This is a genomic window from Peribacillus sp. FSL K6-5616, from assembly GCF_038008245.1.
Lineage (GTDB): Bacteria > Bacillota > Bacilli > Bacillales > DSM-1321 > Peribacillus > Peribacillus frigoritolerans.
This window is the reverse complement of the sequence record NZ_JBBOYT010000001.1, coordinates 1,134,559-1,154,407: the sequence shown is the minus strand read 5'-3', so window position 1 is coordinate 1,154,407 and position 19,849 is coordinate 1,134,559. Positions and strand designations below refer to the sequence as shown.

Sequence of the window (19,849 nt, the reverse complement as noted above, 5' to 3'; positions counted from 1 at the left end):
CGGGGCATAAAAAACACCCCGCCATTAAGGACAGGGTGTAGGTCATAAAGATTGTGAGGACACGGAATGGTTTACACTTTTCTCCGTTCTCATTCATCTTTACAGCAACACCCTTTTAAGCCTCTCTGGACTTCTTTTAAAAGGTGATCTATTGTTTTGATGCAATATCTTATTTTCCAAATATATCTCCGGATATTTTTTCCCTGTCAGGAAGAATCAAGTTAAGAAGGATTCCGACGATGGCTGAAAGTGCCATTCCGGAAAGCGATACCGTTTCCGATAGTTGTACGAACGCCCCTCCGATTCCTAACACCAGGATGACTGAAGCTATCATCAGGTTTCTTTTCTTGTCAAAGTCGACCTTATTATCAATTAGCATCCTCAATCCACTTGAGGCGATGATACCGAAGAGCAAGATGGAAATGCCGCCCATCACAGCTGTAGGTATCGAGCTGATGACTGCTGAAATCTTACCGTTAAAGCCAAAGATGATTGCAGTCAATGCCGCCCCTCCGATGATATAGACACTGTACGCCTTCGTCATAGTCAGGACCCCAATATTTTCACCATACGAAGTCAGCGGCGGCCCACCGATGAAGGACCCAATCATGATTCCTGCGCCATCTCCTAAAATCGAGCGATGCAAACCTGGCTTTTCCAAAAAGTTTCTGCCGACTACTTTGCTCAGTACCATCTGGTGACCGATATGTTCTGATAAAGTTACGATGGCAACCGGTACCATGATGGCAATGACTTCCCATGAGAAGGTCGGTGTATAGGTTACATACGGAAACATGAATTCAGGCATTTCCCACCATTTTGCTGCCTTGATTGGTTCATAATCTATTATACCTGCTACAGCCGAACAGCCGTAGCCCACTAGGATTCCCATTAAAATGGGGATCAAGTTAATGAATCCCTTAAAGAATACGTTGCAGATGATTGTTACCGCTAAAGTGATCAGCGCTATAATTATATAAGTGACGCTGTATTTATCTTGCGGATCATACATTGCCATGTCCACTGCCGTTCCGGCAAGGCTTAATCCGATTACGATAATCACCGGACCCACCACAACCGGAGGAAGTATATTCATTAACCAGCTCAAACCGACTTTTTGGATGATCAAAGCTACAATCCCATATATGAACCCTGCCGCAAAACAGCCGATCATGGCCGCTTCCGGACCTCCCAAAGCCTTAGCCGCGATGATTGGCGTAATGAAAGCGAAAGATGAACCGAGATAAGCTGGTATCTGACCTTTCGTTATCAATAAGTACGAAAGTGTTCCCAACCCGCTTGAAACCAGTGCTACCGCCGGGCTTAAACCTACCAGGAATGGCACCAGCACCGTTGCGCCGAACATGGCGAACAAATGCTGGATGCTTAACGTAATCCACTGTCCAGCCTTTGGCACGTCCTCGACATCCAGTACGATGTCCCTTTTCATTTCTTCCATTTCCGTATCCCCCTCATGAAAATTCCATCAAAACTGTAAAAACCCTCTTTGCAGTATACAAAGAGGGTTTCTCAGAAGGTAAATGCCTATACATGGGCATAGCTCTTCCGATTGACTCCCCTTTGCCAGCCTCTCTGGACTGTCTTTAAAAGGGTAATATGAAATTTTCATGGTGTTTAGTTTTCTAATATAGTAACTTGATCTACTTGATCTACTTCTGTTAAAGTAACTGTAATTTTTTCAGATTGGGAAGTCGGAACGTTTTTACCGACGAAATCCGCGCGAATCGGCAGTTCCCTGTGTCCCCTATCCACTAATACGGCAAGCTGGATCTGCGAAGGTCTTCCCAAATCCACCAGAGCATCCATTGCCGCTCTAACGGTTCTGCCTGTGAAAAGAACATCATCCACTAAAATCACTTTCTTGTCAGTGATATTGACCGGAATGTCCGAACCTTTTACGATGGGTTCCCCATCATTGGTCTTTTTCGAAAGGTCGTCGCGATAAAGTGTAATATCCAGTTCACCCAGCTCTATTTCCTTGCCTTCTATTTGATTGATGCGCTTTGCAAGTCGGTCAGCGAGGAAAATCCCGCGTGTACGTATCCCGATTAAGACGCAATCCTCAATCCCTTTATTTTTCTCAATGATTTCATGGGCAATCCTCGTCAAGGCTCTGCTAATGGCCTGCTCATCAAGTACTATGGCTTTCTCATTCAACACGTCGGCCACCCCGATTCTTTTTTCTGATAAGTCAATTTCAACAAAAAAATCCTCATGCCAAGAAGGCATGAGGATTTTATCGCCATGGGCATAATTATCCCACTTTGCGTATCCGTTTCCTTCTCAGTCTCTCTGAACTGTGTTAAAGGTTCTTATTAAGTTGTTATTATAATATATCAAAAAAATGAATTTGTCAATCCTTACTTCTACGTAATTGATTAATTAGATTTTCAAACTCCTCCGGAATCGGCGCTTCGAATTCCATATACTCATTTGTTCGTGGATGAATGAAACCTAGAAGACCGGCGTGCAACGCTTGTCCATCCAATTTCAGGGTCTTTTTCGGACCATATTTCGGATCTCCCGCCAGTGGGAAGCCAATGTATTTCATATGAACACGGATTTGATGTGTCCTTCCTGTTTCAAGCTGGCATTCCACCAAAGTGAAATCTTTGAAGCGTTCGATGACACGGAAATGCGTGACAGCATTTTTGGCATTCGAATCTGTGACAGTCATGCTTTGGCGATCTTTTTTATCGCGGCCGATCGGTGCATCGATCGTTCCGAAATCATGAGGGATCACACCATGAACTACAGCTTGATACTTACGGGTAACCGTTTTGTCAACGAGCTGCTGTACCAGTTTCTCATGTGCCATATCATTTTTGGCAACCATCAATAGCCCTGATGTATCTTTGTCAATCCGATGGACGATTCCAGGACGCATGACACCGTTGATTCCAGAAAGATCCTTGCAGTGAGCCATCAATCCATTTACAAGCGTGCCAGATACATGTCCCGGTGCCGGATGGACGACCATACCGCTCGGTTTATTAACCACGAGTACATCTGCATCTTCATAATAGATATCCAAATCCATTTCCTCTGCTACCGCATCCAATTCCTCAAGTTCTGGAATCGTCACTTCGATTGTATCGCCAGGAACGGCTTTGTAATTCGTCTTAATAACCGCGCCATTAACCAAAACGTGATCTTCCTTGATCCATTGCTGGACTTGCGTGCGAGACCATTCCTCATTTAAAGTGGAAAGGGCCTTATCAATCCTAACTCCTTTTAGTGTTTCATCGATGCTGTATAACCTTTTATCCATTATCTTTCTCCTTAGCGTTTTTTTCTTCTAAAAACATATGAATCACGAGCAGTCCGACACCAATTGAAAGCGCAGCATCAGCAACATTAAATACCGGGAAACTATAGCTGAAAATATAGGTATGAACGAAATCCACTACTTCCTGACGAACAACACGATCGATGAAATTACCAATCGCACCGCCTAGCATGAGACCAAGTGCAACTCCGAGTAAAATGCTTTCCTTCGCCATTTTCTGAATATAATAGACAAGTCCAATAATGACAGCGATGGTGATGATGTAGAAAAACCACATTTGACCTTGTAGAATTCCCCATGCTGCCCCACGATTACGATGCGAGGTGATATATAGAAGGTTTTCAATAATTTCAATGCTTTCTCCGTACTCCATTTTTTTCACAATCATCCATTTTGTCAGCTGATCGAGAGCTATGACCAAAAGGGCAATCAAATAATAAAACACATTTTTTCCCCCAAACTAATCAAATCTTCACTTTTGAATTGTAGCATAAACTAGAAATAATGACTAATCCGAAAAACAGAAGTCCGCTAACTGTTCCTTAAGAATATCGGGAAGATTGGATAAAGGCAAAATTCCCGATTGGGGCTTTAGCTTTCATTCACACAAAAAAGCCGGCCCTTCATATAGGGACCGGCTTTTTTGCAGGAATTATTGATTCACGTAATGTTCTTTCACGACTGTAGCACAACGCGGGCAAAGTGTTGGATGATCCTCCACTTGACCTACTTCCTTCGAAACATTCCAGCAACGTTCACACGTTTCACCTTCTGCTTTTGTAACAAGGATTGCTATATCCTCAAGTTTAACCGCTTCGGCTGGGGCACTTGCCACATCTCCAGCGATTTCAAATTCAGATACGATGAATAGCTGTTCAAAGCTTTCCTTGATGCCATCAAGCAGGTTTTTCGTTTCTTCATTAACATATACCGTCACTTTAGCATTCAGTGATTTTCCGATGACCTTCTGGTTACGGGCTTCTTCCAATGCTTTCAGAACATTATCACGGACATCCATGAACGCCGTCCATTTTGCTTCAATGACTTCAGCATCATCAATGGAAATTTCTTCAGGCATCAATGTCAACTGTACACTTTCTTCCGTTACACCCGGAATGAACGCCCATACTTCATCAGCTGTATGAGAGAGGATCGGTGATACCAATTTAGTCAAGCTGACCAACGATTCGTAAAGGACCGTTTGAATGGCCATACGCTCTTTCCCATTTGGTGCTTCACAATAAAGAATGTCTTTTGCATAATCAAGGTAGAACGAACTTAAATCCTGTGTACAGAAATTATTGACCATATTATAAATGGTAGCAAACTCATAATTTTCATAACTTAGCTTCGACTGTTTGATCAGTTTATTTAATTTAACCAGCATGTATCGATCGACTTCAGGCAATTCTTGAACAGCCACTTTATCGGTCTTAGGATTGAATCCATCCAAGTTCCCTAGCAGGAAGCGGAAAGTATTACGGATCTTACGGTAAACTTCCGAAACTTGTTTTAAAATAGGATCGGAAACCCTGACATCCGATTGGTAATCCACCGAAGCTACCCAAAGGCGTAAGATATCTGCACCCAGTTGGTTCATGACCTTGGATGGCAGGACAACATTCCCAATCGACTTACTCATTTTACGGCCTTCGCCATCCAATGCGAATCCGTGGCTAAGTACACCTTTATATGGTGCTTTGCCTGTAACGGCAACGCTCGTTGAAAGTGATGAGTTAAACCAGCCGCGATATTGATCGGACCCTTCTAAATAAAGGTCAGCAGGGCGTTGCAAGTCGTCTCTTTCTTCAAGTACCGCTTGATGAGAAGAACCGGAATCGAACCATACGTCCATGATGTCCGTTTCTTTCGTGAAGATACCATTCGGGCTGCCTTCATGTGTATAGCCCTCAGGCAGAAGATCTTTCGCTTCACGCTCAAACCAGATGTTTGAACCGTGTTCGCGGAATAGGTTTGAAATATGGTCGATGGTTTCATCCGTAATGATCGGCTCGCCATTTTCTGCATAAAACACTGGAATTGGCACGCCCCAAGCGCGTTGGCGGGAAATACACCAATCCCCACGGTCACGGACCATATTGAATAGGCGCGTTTCGCCCCAAGCCGGTACCCATTTCGTTTCTTCAATCGCTTCCAGAAGTTCATTGCGGAAGTCCTTGATTGACGCGAACCATTGTGCTGTTGCACGGAAGATCGTTGGCTTCTTCGTCCGCCAGTCATGTGGATAAGAGTGCGTGATGAACGTCAAGTTCAATAACGCGCCTGCTTCAGTTAATTTTTCGGTAATCGGTTTATTCGCTTGATCATAAAATAATCCGGCAAATTCCCCTGCTTCTTCCGTCATGACCCCTTTTTCATCTACAGGACAAAGTACGTCCAAGCCATATTTTTGCCCAATGATAAAGTCATCTTCACCATGGCCTGGCGCAGTATGAACACAGCCCGTTCCAGCTTCAGTCGTTACGTGTTCACCTAACATCACTAAAGATTCACGGTCATAAAGAGGATGTTTGGCAACAGCACGGTCCAACTCGCTCCCTTTTACTGTTTTTTGGATGGACGGGTTTTCCCAGCCTAATGTTTCCGTAACCGATTCAAGCAGTGCCTCAGCAATTAAGAATTTTTCATTTTCGACAGCCACTACTACATAATTTAATTGCGGATGCAATGAGATACCAAGATTAGCCGGAATCGTCCATGGAGTTGTCGTCCAGATGATGATCTTGACGCCTTCATCGATTACACCTTTGCCATCTGTGACTTCAAAAGCAACATAGATCGAAGCAGAGCGTTTGTCTTGATATTCGATTTCAGCTTCGGCTAGCGCTGATTCACTTGAAGGGGACCAGTAAACAGGTTTTTTCCCTTTATAAATGTAGCCTTTTTTCGCCATTTCACCGAATACCTTGATTTGCTGTGCTTCATATTCAGGCTTCAATGTGATATAAGGATTTTCCCAATCACCACGGACCCCTATTCTCTTAAACTGCTCACGTTGATTGTCAATCTGGCCATAAGCATACTCTTCACAAAGCTTTCTGAATTCGGCAACGCTCATTTCTTTCCGTTTCACGCCTTTTTTCGTCAATGCCGTTTCGATTGGAAGCCCATGTGTATCCCAGCCAGGTACATACGGTGCTTGAAAACCGCTCATCGATTTAAATCGGACAATGAAATCCTTTAAAACCTTATTCATTGCATGGCCCATGTGGATATCGCCGTTGGCATATGGAGGTCCATCATGCAAAATGAATAAAGGACGTCCTTCCGTTTGTTCTTGCACTTTTTTATAGATGTTCATTTCTTTCCATTTTTCTTGGATTTCCGGTTCACGCTTCGGCAAATTCCCCCGCATTGGAAATTCAGTTTTAGGCATCAATAAGGTATCTTTGTATTCCATCATAAAATCCTCCATCCGTCTTTTAAAAAAATTCATTCGAACCGATGACTTGATATCCGGCCAAAATAAAAAGCCCTCTCATCCCTAAAAAAGGGACGAGAAAGCTTTGCTTCCCGCGGTACCACCCTGGCTAGAAAGATTCACGAAGTGAATCCAACCTCTCGAGCATTCGTAACGTGAATGAAACGCTTCATTTACTTACTGCAAAAGCAGGTTCAACTCAGAACTCAAGGGTGATCTTCAATATCTTCGCTTATTCCGGGCTTTCACCATCCCCGGTTCGCTAAAAATAAGTGTGTGAAGAATTTACTTTCCCTGTCATCGTCTAATTTCATAATGAATTGTATTGTTAAAAAATTATATGCGAAAAAAGTGTTCAAAGTCAAGGAATCGTTTAAATTTCCTCTTCCACTCTCTCATTTAATTCTATTTCAGTCGCATCCACTTCATAATCCAGAAGATGATCCCAATCGTCATTGTCCAGCAAATCCAGCTGTGCACCGACAAGCATTTTGAAACGTGTCCGGAATACTTTGGATTGCTTTTTCAAATCTTCAATATCCATCGCTATTTTCCTTGCTTTCACAAGTGACTCATTTACGATCCTGTCAGCATTTTTCTCTGCTTCCTTTATGATCAGTTTCGCTTCTTTTTGGGCATTGCGCCTTAATTCTTCGGCTGCTTCCTGAGCGACAATAATCGACTTGTTAAGTGTACCCTCAATTGTCGTAAAATGTCCCAAACGATCGAAAGTCTCGTTCAGTTTATCTTCAAGTTCCTTCTTCTCCCTCAAAATCAGTTCATAATCTTTAATGACCTGGTCGAGAAATTCATTTACTTCATCTTCATCATACCCTCGAAATACTTTGTTAAATTCCTTGTTATGTATATCTATCGGGGTTAAGGGCATTACGGCACCTCCAGAACGGTTTCTACTCTAGTATGTTAAAACTCTATATTCGACAATAAATTTATGATTCCTGCTTTTTCTTGAATTATTTTTGTCTGCCTAACGAGATTCTCCACTTATCCTTCTTGGTTTTCCCATCGATTGAAGTTATTTTACATCTTCCAAAACCTCTGATGGAAAGTGTGTCACCCTCACGGCATTCTTCCGAGACGTTTTCCGTTTGCTTGAAATTCACCTTTACTTTGCCTGACGTTATCAAGGACTGGGTTTTTTGACGGGACAAATTCAGGACGGCCGATAGCACACTGTCAAGCCTAAGAGAACTGACGGTGGTTACTTGCTCTTCCCATTTTTCCTTAACTTGGACGATATTCTCGATTGGAAGCCGTTTGATGGAAACGGAAGCATTCCCTATTTTCTCCAGATTCCCAGTGAGATATGAATCCATCTCTTCGGCAGCTATAAATTGAATATGCTCTTCCGTCACTATTATATCACCAAATTTTTCACGTTTTACCCCTAGTGACATCAAGGTTCCAAGTATTTGCCTATGTTCAAGCGTTACAAATTTTTTTGGATAGGAGATATCGTATAAGGAGATATTGAAATCAGATGGTTCAGGAGAGTAATAATCAGGGAAAATGAGCACACGTTTTCGCTCTACGAAATCGCTCCCGCCATTGAATTGCAGTTTCGCTTCCGGATCATTCCCTATTAAGGAAGTAAGGATTTCCTGCTGACGCGGATCAAGAAAATCAGATAGTTTCGGAGCGTAGGAATGTTTAACCTGATCAATCCAATTCATAGCCTGGTCGATAAAATCTTTTTCCTCCGGCCTGAAATGCTGATAAATACTCATGATTGAATAAATGCTCCTTAGTTATCAAATTAATGGTCGATCATAAGGAATTGATTGAACTCATTCTGCGTTGCAACTACACAGCGGAAATGTTCCGACTGTGTAGTAATATGCATGTCAGGTTAATTGTTGATCATCCAATTAATGTCTGTAAGTAATAGATTCCATAACCGCTGGCAAAATTAAGAACCAGTAAGGCCACAAGAGGTGAAAGATCAATCATGCCAAGTGGCGGAATGAACTTTCTGAACGGTTCTAAATACGGTTCGCAAATTTTTTCCAAAAATTGACCGATTGATGTCTCCCTTGCATTGGGGAACCATGACATCAATATGTAAACGATTAATGCCATTGAATAAATTTCAATTAAATAATATAAACCCTGAAGCACTAGACCCATTAACCATTACCACCTCGCTTCTTCGTACTCCTCTTCGGCGGCGAAGCCGGTAATATTACCGGAAACATCGACGTTGTCCGGGGTACATAAGAATATATCTGTTCCGATTTTTTGGATATCCCCGCTGATTGCATAGACAGTCCCACTTAGAAAATCGATGATTCGCTTTCCTTGGTCATGCTGGATTCGTTGAAGGTTCACGACTACTGCGCGCCTGTTTTTCAAATGATCAGCTACCTCCTGGGCTTCTGCATAAGCACGCGGCTCCAATAATACTACTTTAGAAGATTTCTGTACGCTTTGCAAACTTACGATATTCTGATTGGTATTATTCCCTGCAGAAGCGGACTGCTGCTGTTTAGCTGACTTCACGACTTTTGGTTCAGCCTCCTCTTCTTCCACCACTTCATCCCTGTACTCATACTCATCATCCAGCGCGAAATAAGATTTAAATTTTGATACGAACGACATCTTTAGCGTACCTCCTTAAAATTATTCGCCTACAAGTGCTGTACCAATCCGGATCATTGTAGCGCCTTCCTCAATGGCAATCATGAAATCATTGGACATACCCATGGACAATTCAGTACAGGGGGCATGCTTCAACTCCAAAGCTTGTACTTCGACCTGGATGCCTTTCAGTTTCCGGAAACATTCCCGCAAAATCCGTTCATCATCGGTCAATGGAGCCATCGTCATCAATCCTGCAACATTCACCTTATCAAAAGCAGATAACCCTTTGATGAAATCAATAGTCGCCTCTGGATTCAGACCATGTTTTGATTCCTCACCAGATACATTCACCTGCACTAAACAGTTTATCGGCTCATTTGCGCGTTTTTGAATTTCTTCTGCCAAAGAAATTCGATCCAATGAATGGATATATGAAATTTTACCGATGACATTCTTAACTTTGCGTGTTTGCATGGAACCAATATAATGCCAGTTTGGCTTGTCCTTCAGCACTTCATATTTAGCCAATAGACCTTCGTCACGGTTTTCGCCCAAATCAAGTATTCCCGCTTCCAATGCTTCATTCGCCCTCTCGACCGAAACATATTTCGTCACTGCGATCAACTTTATCGCTTCACGGTCCCTACCACTATTTTCACATGCTATATTTATTTTTTCTTCGATGTTTTTTAAATTGTCCACTACTTTCACTGTTACTCTAAATCCTCCTTCCAACCGATAAAACTCATCAATCTGCCTGTCTTCCCGTTATCACGGCGATGTGAAAAAAACAATTCATGATCACAGCTTGTACAGTATGATGTAACGTCGATCTGACTATTTGGAATTCCTGATTTTTGAAGAATCAATGCATTAAGTTGCTTAAGGTCTAACTGATATTGTCCTTCACTGATTAAATTATAGGGCTTTTCGTCAATATCTACCAGCAAATTCTGCACTAAATCCATGACATAATCATCAACTACATAGCATTTCGAACAAATCGAAGGTCCAATAACAGCAAATATCTCACTTGCTTTTATACCCTCATTCAGCCATGCCTCAACCATTTTTCGTGCAATCCCATTAACCGTGCCCTTCCAGCCAGCATGTGCCACCCCAATCATACCATGTGCCGGAGCAAGAAAGTATAAGGGCACGCAGTCTGCATAGCAAAGGGTCAATAGAACGTTTGGGTCCTTCGTATAGAATCCATCAGTCGCTTTAAAGGCTGAATCATAATCCGCAGCACCTCTCCCGCAATCGCGGCTGGTAACCTGATGGATATTCGTTTCATGTGTCTGCTCGGCCCCTATCCATTCATTAAGCGGATACATCAGCTTATCGGCTATAATCCTGCGGTTTCCCTGGACATCACCAAGTTTATCCCCGACATGAAAACCGGTATTCAATGTTTGAAATTCACCTGTACTGACTCCCCCATTTTTTGTGGTGAAGCCCGCTACGAGCTGGAGATTTTTTTGTCTCCAGCTGTCAATGAGCATATATTGGTCTTTTATTAAAACAAATGGCTCTTTCATGCTAAAAACCTCTTTATTTTTAGTCTAGTGTATCATATATTTGCGCCATGCACCTTTAAAAACGTTCATCTTTCAGTTCTCCTTGAAATACCGTCTGATGTTCAACAAGTATGACATCCGCACCGATTTTTTTTATTTTGCGCCATGGAATCACAATGTCTTGTTCTCTTCCAAAAAAACCCATTAATCGGGTACCATTTGAAACGACGATGGCCTCTATTTTCCCCGTGGCCGTATTTATTTCAAGGTCTGACATATTGCCCAACTTCTTTCCATCCGCTATATTGACGATATCCTTTATTTGAAATTCTGAAATCCTGGTCACATCACTCAGCTCCTCAAAAATTCATCATAGATGAAGGTCCTATTCCTATGTATATGACAAGATGCGCTCAAGGATGAAGATTACGATAAATAAACGTCCCCGATTCACGATCCCTTCCGGAAGGGATTTTCAACAAAATAAAAAAGCCGCAATGGATAAGTAGCTATGAAGCGGGTATCGACATTTTTGCCCTGCCCGCTTCAGCTAACTTTTTCTCATGCTCAGCTTCTACTGTTGGATATTTTTATTCATTTGCTTGATTGCCGCTTTTTCCAAGCGGGAGACCTGTGCTTGTGAAATGCCGATTTCCTCGGCTACCTCCATTTGCGTCTTCCCTTGGAAAAACCGTTTGCGAAGGATCATTTTTTCCCGGTCATTCAACCGTCTCATGCCTTCATTTATAGCTATTTCATCAATCCAGGTACTATCTTTATTTTTTTCATCACTCAGTTGGTCGAGTACATAAATCGGATCCCCGCCATCATTATAAATCGGTTCAAAAAGTGAAACTGGATCTTGTATAGCATCTAGTGCAAAAACAATTTCTTCATGAGGTACTTCCAACACCTTGGCGATTTCTTCAGCTGTCGGCTCACGAAGGGTCTGGCTTATGAGCTTTTCTTTTACCTGCAAAGCTTTGTAAGCGATGTCTCTTAAAGAACGGGATACCCGAATCGGATTATTGTCACGAAGATATCTTCTGATTTCCCCAATAATCATCGGTACAGCATACGTTGAAAACTTAACATTTTGACCTAGGTCAAAGTTATCTATCGACTTCATCAACCCTATACAGCCTACCTGAAATAGATCATCTACATACTCTCCCCGATTGTTGAAGCGTTGAATGACGCTTAGAACGAGTCGAAGATTCCCGTTTACCAGTTTCTCTCTTGCTGAAATATCGCCATCTTGCAGTTCTTTAAAGAGTTTTCTCATTTCTTCATTCTTTAAAACCGGTAATTTTGATGTATCCACACCGCAGATTTCAACCTTATTACGAGACAAAATTATTCCCTCCTCACAGGAGCGCTGTACAAAAAACAGTATTTCCGCGGGAGGAAAAAATATGCACATGGCTAGAACAGAAAATCCCGATTATTTTTCAATATAGCTACCGAAGTATTGATTTGATTGACATTCAAGCACTTTATTTTTTTACACCATTTTATTAAATTCTTTACGAAGCCTCTTAATAATCCGTTTTTCCAAACGCGAAATGTAAGATTGGGAAATGCCCAGCATGTCGGCAACGTCCTTTTGGGTTTTTTCTTCTCCTCCTGCAAGTCCAAAACGGAGTTCCATTATCTGTTTTTCACGTTCCGATAACTGTGTAAGTGCTTTTGTCAGCAACTTACGGTCAACGTTTGCCTCAAGGTCTTTCGTGATAATGTCATCATCCGTTCCCAGTACATCGGATAACAGAAGTTCATTTCCATCCCAATCAATATTCAGAGGTTCATCAAAAGAAACTTCAGAGCGGATCTTGTTATTTCTGCGTAAATACATCAATATTTCATTCTCGATGCATCTCGATGCATATGTAGCCAGTTTTATTTTCTTCTCAGGATTGAATGTATTCACAGCTTTGATCAAACCTATGGTGCCTATGCTGATTAAATCTTCAATGTTGATGCCTGTATTTTCGAATTTCCTGGCAATATAAACAACCAGCCTTAAATTACGTTCAATCAAGATCGAGCGTGCAGCTTCATCGCCATTTGGTAATTTATTGATCAGTATTGCCTCTTCTTCCTTTGAAAGGGGCGGCGGCAGTGCCTCACTCCCTCCTATATAAAATATTTCGTCCGTTTTCAATCCGAGCTTGAACAATAGTTTGTACCAAAAGTAAGTAAGCCGAAGAATGAATTTCTTCAAAATAATTCTCCCTTCTAATAAACGGATTATGGGTCAAATTTAAGAGTGAATCGGTGGTTCAGGAGGCAGTTTGCACCGGTATGCCGGTTAACATCTTCGGGTGAACGATAGATTGATAGCTATTGTTGGGAGAGAGTTGTTGAAAGGTAAACGAAATGAGACCCTGCTTGACATGAAATTCTTTTTCTCCTTGAACGATTTTAATATAATCCGGTTTGATTGCGGTTAACAGCTGATGTTCATGCCCTACGACTTTATAAGGGATGACACGCATTCTTCCTGTCCATGAATATTCGGGCTGCACTTCCTGACTAATCAGGGTATCGGGGTTTTTAAAGAGCTCTAGCATATCATTCGGAATTCCTGTTTCCGCGCCTGAAAGAGAAATGATCATTACTGGGGAACGTGTAATCGGGTCATATAGTTGATTGCCGCTATCCACCAATCCATGAAACGTTCCTTCAAAGTCAGAAATTTTAACCGAGACCGAAACCATTTGTTCATGTGTGAGCTTGGTCATTTCCATCCCTTCTAGTGTTCGCTTGGAAAATTGCCATGCGAGCGGGAACCCGATCATGACGAATATCCAGCTGACAGGGTCGCCAAAACGATTGATTCCGGCATATTGACCAGGGTCCTTGGACACGATTTGGAATTCAAATAGGTAGTGAAGTCCCAGAAGGATTCCTCCCGATAAAAATGTCACAAAATATAAAGTGGCCACCGATTTCACGAATAGTTTTAACCTATTAAACCCAAAGGTTGCCAGCACCATGACCATGGATACTAAAATCTTCATGTATACCCGGTCGGCAATTGCATAAAAAGGAGTGAATGCCAATACGATAATGAAGGAACCAATCAATCCGCCGATGCATACCCGCCAAAGAGCTACCCTTCGTTTGAGAATGATTGCGGTCCAATATAAAAGGAGGCAGTCAAATAACCAATTCAATAACCAGATCACATCTAAATATAAAGTCAAACACCCTCCCCTCCTTATATGAACTAACCTTCCACTAGCAAAAAGTATAGCGTACCTGCCCTAAGAAAGTGTGTCACTTTTTGTACTGAAAACTTAAGAGTTTTTCAGTCATTTTTACCCTTTTTGTAGAAAATCAGCTATTGATATTTTCAATACTGTCTTAGAGACTATCCTGCTCCCTTTTACTGCTGTCGATTTATGTTATAAAAGTTTAATAATTTCTCTCTCATCTTTTTACATTAATGAATGGAAGTGAACAAAAGACGGAAGCTCCCTTCTGCCCAGGCAACATCCAGCACAATTCCGTCTAGGAATGCATTTTATTAACGACAAAAAACCGTCCCCAAATGGGAACGGCATATAACGTCGGTATTAACGGCGTCTGTTACGGTTACGGAGGAATGTTGGAATATCCAAAGCCTCATCACCTTGATTGGCATTACGTGCAGGCTGTTCATTGACTTCTTCCCTCTTCACTTCACGCTTCACGTTAGACTGTGGCGTTTGTTGTGTCTGAGGTCTTGATTGCTGCTGCTGTCCGAGTGTTGGACGTCCAGTAGGCCGAATTGAAGCTTCAACCTCGTTAAATCCTGTAGCAATTACCGTAACGACGATTTCGTCTTTAAGGTTTTCATTGATAACAGAACCAAAAATCATGTTGACGTCTTGATCGGATGCTGTAGCCACGATATCGGCCGCTTCCTGGACTTCAAAAAGACTTAGGTTCGTACCACCGGTAATATTCATCAGTACGCCTTGGGCGCCATCAATCGATGTTTCAAGCAACGGACTGGAAATGGCTTTTTTCGCCGCTTCCGCCGCACGGTTTTCCCCGGAGGAAATCCCGATTCCCATAAGAGCTGAACCTTTGTTGGACATGATCGTCTTAACATCGGCAAAGTCCAAGTTAATAAGACCTGGAACAGCAATTAAATCTGAAATCCCTTGTACACCTTGGCGAAGTACATTATCCGCTTCACGGAATGCTTCAAGCATTGGCGTGCTTTTATCGACGATTTCAAGGAGGCGGTCGTTCGGAATGACGATCAGTGTGTCAACCGATTCCTTCATGGATGAAATGCCGCCTTGTGCCTGTGTTGCACGTTTTCGGCCTTCGAAAGTAAATGGACGTGTAACTACACCCACTGTAAGGGCCCCTAGATCTTTAGCAATGCCCGCTATGACAGGAGCTGCCCCCGTTCCCGTACCGCCGCCCATTCCAGCCGTTACGAATACCATATCGGCACCTTTAAGCGCTTCTTCAATCTGCTCTTTGCTTTCTTCAGCAGCCTTTTTTCCTACCTCTGGATTGGCACCTGCACCCAAACCGCGTGTAAGCTTCCCACCGATTTGCATTTTGATTTCTGCTTTTGATAGATTAAGAGCCTGTGCGTCAGTATTGACTGAAATAAACTCAACACCCTGTACACCATGCTCGATCATTCTGTTTACCGCATTGTTTCCGCCGCCGCCAACACCTATTACTTTTATCGTTGCTAATTGTTCTAGATTAGAATCAAACTCCAACATGACAATCCTCCTATTTTGACGAAATTCCCGATTCTTAATGATTGTTATTCAAAAAAGTAACCCAGGATTTTTTTGAATTTAGATTCACCTTTTTCACCTTGTTTTTTAGCCGTGTTCTCTTTATTTTTCTGAGAAACCTTCTGGCTGCGCTGGTCGTTATCTTCTTGAGCTTGTCCAGCTGCTACAGGAGTTTTATTAGCGGTGTTTTTTTGCATTCTCTCTTTCTTGCATGCGTGTTTAATCAAACCAACAGCCGTGGTGTATTGGGGTTCCCTAACACCGATGTAATTGGGTTCAGCTGTCCTTACTCGGTTTTGGAACACATATTGAGCTAGCTCCAGGACACCCGGCATCTTGACGACGCCCCCGGTCAACACGAAACCACCCGGTATATCCTGGAAGCCAAGTCTCTTCAAATCATCTTGAATCAACTCGAATATTTCGGTCACCCGCGCTTCAATGATATCCGAAAGCATTAACTGGTTGCAGGTCTGTTGCTGATCGCTGCCGATGATCGGTATTTGGAATACTTCATCTTCAGACGCGTCATCATAAAAGGCATGTCCATGCTTCACTTTTATTTTCTCAGCTTCTTCCATAGTCGTCCTTAGAACGATGGAAAGGTCTTTCGTAAGTGTTTCCCCGCCTATAGGTATCACAGACGTATATTGTAAATAGCCTTGTTCGAAAATTGCCAGGGTCGTGGAACCCCCGCCAATATCGACAAGTGCCACACCAAGTTCTTTTTCATCCTTGGATAAAACAAGGGAACCTGCGGCTAAGGGCTGAAGGGCGATATCGGTTATTTCCAATCCTGCCCTTTCCACACAGCGCAGCGTATTATGTAAAATTGTCCGAAGACCTGTGATTAAAATCCCTCTCATTTCCAACCGGACACCTATCATGCCCCGTGGATCACTGATTTCATCAAGTTCATCAACTTTGTAGTGAATCGGCACCACGTCGATGATTTCCCTGTCGGATGGTATCGTTATTAACTCCGCTGCTTCCCTGACACGGAAAACGTCATGCTCGGTAATCTCTTTATTGTCACTGGATACCGCTACTACCCCATGACACGGCTGAAGCGTCACATGATTTCCGCTTATGCCGACGATTACTTTTGTTATCTCCATCCCTATCATCCGTTCTGCTTGCTCTATAGCCTTTTGAATGGATTGGACGGTTTCATCTATACCGACGATCGAACCCTTTTTGAGCCCTTCTGATTTAACATTTCCTACACCGATTATATTTAATGTGTCATTGACCATTTCCCCAATGATAACTTTTACACTGGATGTACCGATGTCAAGACTTACGTATATTTCGTTGCTGTTCATTCCATGGCACCTCCTTCAGTTTTATACATGTATTAGTAGAATAACATCTTTATATCGAAGACTTATACATTATAGAATAACAGAACTGTTTACAACAACTGACGAATTACATAGATAAGCGTTTCATTTTGTATTTCCCGAACAAAACTCGTACTTTATGGTGTATATTGTTCGCTTCTCTACGAGACTGATTTACTAAAAAAACTAGATACTGCCATAAACTATTCGTCATTTATAACTTAATTCCCTTTAAAATTATAGATTTTTTTTCTGCTTTTTCCGGGAAATGGACCATTTTTCAATCAGGATCCTTCTAATCAGGGCAATATTTTGAAAGAGCCTGACACCGAATACAAAGATTGCGGCTAAATATAAGTCTACACCAAGATGTACACCTAGAAAAGCCAAACCTGCGGCTAAAATAATATTAAAGAAGAATCCTGTTACAAATACAACTTCATCATAAAGATTTTGCAAATGAGCCCGTATTCCCCCAAATAAGGTATCAAAAGCAGCAAGCACGGCAATGGAGAGATAATTTGAATATTCATGGGGAATATCAAAATCCACCAAAAAACCAAGGGTGATTCCAATCAACAGACCAAAAACTGAAAGCCACATCACGATTCCCCCCCATCCATAATGGGTTCCATATGTTCCACGTTAATAGCATTTTGATAAGCCGGCAATGTCAACTCGCCGGAAGGCACCTTAATCTGCACTTCAAAATTGTCTATAAAGAAATCATCCATAAGTTCGGAACCTTCAATGCGCTGCTTCAGTTTCTTTGGATTAACGGTTATTGCCTGCACTTCGACCGGGTAATGAACCAGAGGATATCCGTCCATTTTCGGCTGCCCATTAATATCACGAATAACCGATGTTGATATATACCTTTGTCCTGAAATGGAAATTTCGTCAGCGCCATACCTATACATTTCATTAATGAGCCGAATGATCAATACTGGTGAAATATACTCGACCTTCTCACCGAGAAGGATATCGGCCTTGATAGGCTGTATAGATATGACTACCCCATTACCTCTTATTTCGGTCAAACCTGCGTCAGTCTTCAATTCGATCAGGGTATCACGCAAGACTTCTTCCTTACTCTCATTTTTCTTTGTTTCATAAGATGCTATTTTTCCCTCAAGCTTACTGATACCCTCTATTAATTCCGCCTGGGTCTGCTGTTCTTTCAATAAATCATTTTTCAGTTCCCACATATCCCTTGTATCGGATACGACAGGCTGATTCACCAAATTGAATTGAATAGCGAGCATGAAGCCAGCAATCAACGTAACCAAACTAAAAGAAAGCTTTTTTTTCATTTCCAGTTTCTCACCAATCTTTCATCGAATCCGGCGGTCACGATCACCCTCCAATAATTGGATCAAAAATGATATTCTTTTGTTTTTCCACTGTAAAGATAATATTCTCATTAACCAGCTGTTCCTTGATGCCACCCGGTAAATCCAGTGAAGCACCCAGGACTTCCGGGTCCCCTATCGCAGATATGATGAAGGGAGCAGGATGCTGGTGGCCATCGATTGTAATCACAGGCCCATTACAGATTATGTATGAATCATGATTTAACCTTTGACCGTTAATCGCAACTGCCTCTGCACCTGATATGTATAGTTCATTGACGACCTTGAAGACATGCTGTTCATGGACGAGGTAATTATTAACATTGGCTTCTGATTCCATATATATACCATCTTCAAGCGTCACCTGAAGGCCTGAGCCTTTCACTTTCACTTTTCCGAGAAACATTCGGTATTTTTCCGTTTCCTTTGCCAAATTGAAAAAAAGCTGCTTTTCCTGCGCTAGGTCTTTTTCTATTTGGGATACATTTTCTTGCTTCTGGAGGAGTTCCTTCTGAAGTTCGCGGTTCTGCTTCTCTTGTTCGATCAGCTGCTGCCTGAGCTCATATTCCTGATCCCAGGCTTTGTCCTTCCCTGCACCTTCACCTTCTTTGGTCAGATTGTAAGAGAAGGCAATCATGAATCCGAGAACCACACAAACCAGGGGTAAAACCACCCGTTTGCCATTAATTTTCCTCATTGGTGTCTTCCTTTTGTTCAGCGTCTTCATATGCTTTAAAATAAGAACCAACTTCCAGATCGATGACTCCCTTTACATTTGGATCCAGCTGGCTGACTATCGATGGATAGTGAATCATTTTCTCGTATAAAGTCCGGCTTGTCGCACTTACTTCAAACCCATCGTTCATGAACATGACGATATGGTATTCATCGGTTTTTGTAGGAGCGTAATGAATTTCCGAAATGGCATTCTGGATCTCGACAGGAAGCTTGTCCAGCTCTTCTAAAAGCAACTTTAATGCTTTACCCTCTTTGAAACCAATTAAAACAGGGGCAAATACTGGAATTTCTCCTGTTGCTAACTCCTCTAAAACGGACCCGTTTTCCAAAATGGGTGCAAACTTCCCATTATTGGACAAATATGCCATCCTGTTATGTTCCGAAACTGTAATTTTAATGGAATTAGGAAATACCGGTGTCACCTTAACGCTTTTTATTTCTTGATTTTTTTTGATATTGGCTTCGGCTGTCCCTGTATCAACCTTCCAGATGCTTCGATCCTTCTTCACCTTACTCAATTTAATGATCTGTTTGGAAGTAATATACCGATTCCCCTCTACCTGCACGGATTTCACATAGCTCAACGGGGATAAGAAATATAGCACACAAGCAACAAGAATGAAGAAAAGGGACAGCAAAAGAACAAGTCGCCTGTTTGCTTTGCTTTTTCTTAATTGTTTTAATTTCGGGATGCGGTCCTCAATGGAAACGATTTTTCCCTTTTCCATCCCCTTCACCTCTTCCTGAAAAAATGGATGGTTCTTGACAGTGCGAAATCAAGAAAAC

The 19,849-nt window shown here is 42.1% G+C and carries 21 protein-coding genes; all 21 read right to left on the bottom strand.

The window, feature by feature from the left end:
• Nucleotides 1–169: 169 nt before the first annotated feature.
• Nucleotides 170–1,459 (bottom strand): solute carrier family 23 protein, encoded by a 1,290-nt coding sequence (locus MHB45_RS05590; RefSeq protein WP_081088559.1) that lies wholly within the window; start codon nucleotides 1,457–1,459, stop codon nucleotides 170–172.
• Nucleotides 1,460–1,635: 176 nt separating this feature from the next.
• Complete coding sequence (gene pyrR, locus MHB45_RS05585; RefSeq protein WP_048684666.1) at nucleotides 1,636–2,178, bottom strand: bifunctional pyr operon transcriptional regulator/uracil phosphoribosyltransferase PyrR; 543 nt, start codon at nucleotides 2,176–2,178, stop codon at nucleotides 1,636–1,638.
• Nucleotides 2,179–2,374: 196 nt separating this feature from the next.
• Nucleotides 2,375–3,292, bottom strand: a complete 918-nt coding sequence (locus tag MHB45_RS05580; protein WP_034313849.1) for an RluA family pseudouridine synthase — start codon at nucleotides 3,290–3,292, stop codon at nucleotides 2,375–2,377.
• A complete protein-coding gene (gene lspA / locus MHB45_RS05575) occupies nucleotides 3,285–3,755 on the bottom strand; it encodes a signal peptidase II (RefSeq protein ID WP_048684609.1) in 471 nt (156 codons plus the stop codon). The genes MHB45_RS05580 and lspA overlap by 8 nt, the downstream gene beginning before the upstream one ends.
• Nucleotides 3,756–3,962: 207 nt before the next feature.
• Nucleotides 3,963–6,731 carry an isoleucine--tRNA ligase gene (gene ileS / locus MHB45_RS05570; protein WP_072272704.1) on the bottom strand — a complete coding sequence of 923 codons (2,769 nt, stop codon included), beginning with the start codon at nucleotides 6,729–6,731 and terminating at the stop codon, nucleotides 3,963–3,965.
• A 394-nt stretch (nucleotides 6,732–7,125) separates the two neighbouring features.
• Nucleotides 7,126–7,641 (bottom strand): DivIVA domain-containing protein, encoded by a 516-nt coding sequence (locus MHB45_RS05565; protein ID WP_034313857.1) that lies wholly within the window; start codon nucleotides 7,639–7,641, stop codon nucleotides 7,126–7,128.
• 85 nt (nucleotides 7,642–7,726) lie between these two features.
• Nucleotides 7,727–8,500 carry a YlmH family RNA-binding protein gene (locus MHB45_RS05560; RefSeq protein WP_048684605.1) on the bottom strand — a complete coding sequence of 258 codons (774 nt, stop codon included), beginning with the start codon at nucleotides 8,498–8,500 and terminating at the stop codon, nucleotides 7,727–7,729.
• Nucleotides 8,501–8,633: 133 nt separating this feature from the next.
• Nucleotides 8,634–8,900 carry a YggT family protein gene (locus tag MHB45_RS05555; RefSeq protein WP_034313862.1) on the bottom strand — a complete coding sequence of 89 codons (267 nt, stop codon included), beginning with the start codon at nucleotides 8,898–8,900 and terminating at the stop codon, nucleotides 8,634–8,636.
• 6 nt (nucleotides 8,901–8,906) lie between these two features.
• Nucleotides 8,907–9,371, bottom strand: a complete 465-nt coding sequence (locus MHB45_RS05550; protein ID WP_034313864.1) for a cell division protein SepF — start codon at nucleotides 9,369–9,371, stop codon at nucleotides 8,907–8,909.
• 21 nt (nucleotides 9,372–9,392) lie between these two features.
• On the bottom strand, nucleotides 9,393–10,064 hold the full coding sequence (locus MHB45_RS05545) for a YggS family pyridoxal phosphate-dependent enzyme (RefSeq protein ID WP_048684603.1): 672 nt from the start codon (nucleotides 10,062–10,064) through the stop codon (nucleotides 9,393–9,395).
• Between the two features lie 2 nt (nucleotides 10,065–10,066).
• A complete protein-coding gene (pgeF, locus tag MHB45_RS05540; protein WP_048684601.1) occupies nucleotides 10,067–10,894 on the bottom strand; it encodes a peptidoglycan editing factor PgeF in 828 nt (275 codons plus the stop codon).
• Nucleotides 10,895–10,949: 55 nt separating this feature from the next.
• The gene (locus tag MHB45_RS05535; protein ID WP_034313870.1) at nucleotides 10,950–11,219 is read right to left on the bottom strand and encodes a YlmC/YmxH family sporulation protein; all 270 of its coding nucleotides are present in this window, start codon (nucleotides 11,217–11,219) and stop codon (nucleotides 10,950–10,952) included.
• 228 nt (nucleotides 11,220–11,447) lie between these two features.
• Nucleotides 11,448–12,227 (bottom strand): RNA polymerase sporulation sigma factor SigG, encoded by a 780-nt coding sequence (gene sigG, locus MHB45_RS05530; RefSeq protein ID WP_034313871.1) that lies wholly within the window; start codon nucleotides 12,225–12,227, stop codon nucleotides 11,448–11,450.
• Between the two features lie 150 nt (nucleotides 12,228–12,377).
• On the bottom strand, nucleotides 12,378–13,097 hold the full coding sequence (gene sigE, locus MHB45_RS05525) for an RNA polymerase sporulation sigma factor SigE (protein WP_034313874.1): 720 nt from the start codon (nucleotides 13,095–13,097) through the stop codon (nucleotides 12,378–12,380).
• A 58-nt stretch (nucleotides 13,098–13,155) separates the two neighbouring features.
• The gene (gene spoIIGA / locus MHB45_RS05520; protein ID WP_048684599.1) at nucleotides 13,156–14,082 is read right to left on the bottom strand and encodes a sigma-E processing peptidase SpoIIGA; all 927 of its coding nucleotides are present in this window, start codon (nucleotides 14,080–14,082) and stop codon (nucleotides 13,156–13,158) included.
• A 372-nt stretch (nucleotides 14,083–14,454) separates the two neighbouring features.
• Complete coding sequence (ftsZ, locus tag MHB45_RS05515; protein ID WP_034313879.1) at nucleotides 14,455–15,612, bottom strand: cell division protein FtsZ; 1,158 nt, start codon at nucleotides 15,610–15,612, stop codon at nucleotides 14,455–14,457.
• 44 nt (nucleotides 15,613–15,656) lie between these two features.
• Entirely contained in the window at nucleotides 15,657–16,955 is a 1,299-nt protein-coding gene (gene ftsA, locus MHB45_RS05510; protein WP_034313882.1) for a cell division protein FtsA, read from the bottom strand.
• 255 nt (nucleotides 16,956–17,210) lie between these two features.
• A complete protein-coding gene (locus MHB45_RS05505) occupies nucleotides 17,211–17,576 on the bottom strand; it encodes a small basic family protein (RefSeq protein WP_034313884.1) in 366 nt (121 codons plus the stop codon).
• The gene (locus tag MHB45_RS05500; protein ID WP_081088556.1) at nucleotides 17,576–18,286 is read right to left on the bottom strand and encodes a DUF881 domain-containing protein; all 711 of its coding nucleotides are present in this window, start codon (nucleotides 18,284–18,286) and stop codon (nucleotides 17,576–17,578) included. The genes MHB45_RS05505 and MHB45_RS05500 overlap by 1 nt, the downstream gene beginning before the upstream one ends.
• 43 nt (nucleotides 18,287–18,329) lie before the next feature.
• Nucleotides 18,330–19,022 carry a DUF881 domain-containing protein gene (locus MHB45_RS05495; protein WP_072272702.1) on the bottom strand — a complete coding sequence of 231 codons (693 nt, stop codon included), beginning with the start codon at nucleotides 19,020–19,022 and terminating at the stop codon, nucleotides 18,330–18,332.
• Nucleotides 19,009–19,791 carry a cell division protein FtsQ/DivIB gene (locus MHB45_RS05490; RefSeq protein WP_048684592.1) on the bottom strand — a complete coding sequence of 261 codons (783 nt, stop codon included), beginning with the start codon at nucleotides 19,789–19,791 and terminating at the stop codon, nucleotides 19,009–19,011. Before MHB45_RS05490 ends, MHB45_RS05495 begins: the two co-directional genes overlap by 14 nt.
• Between the last annotated feature and the right edge of the window lie 58 nt (nucleotides 19,792–19,849).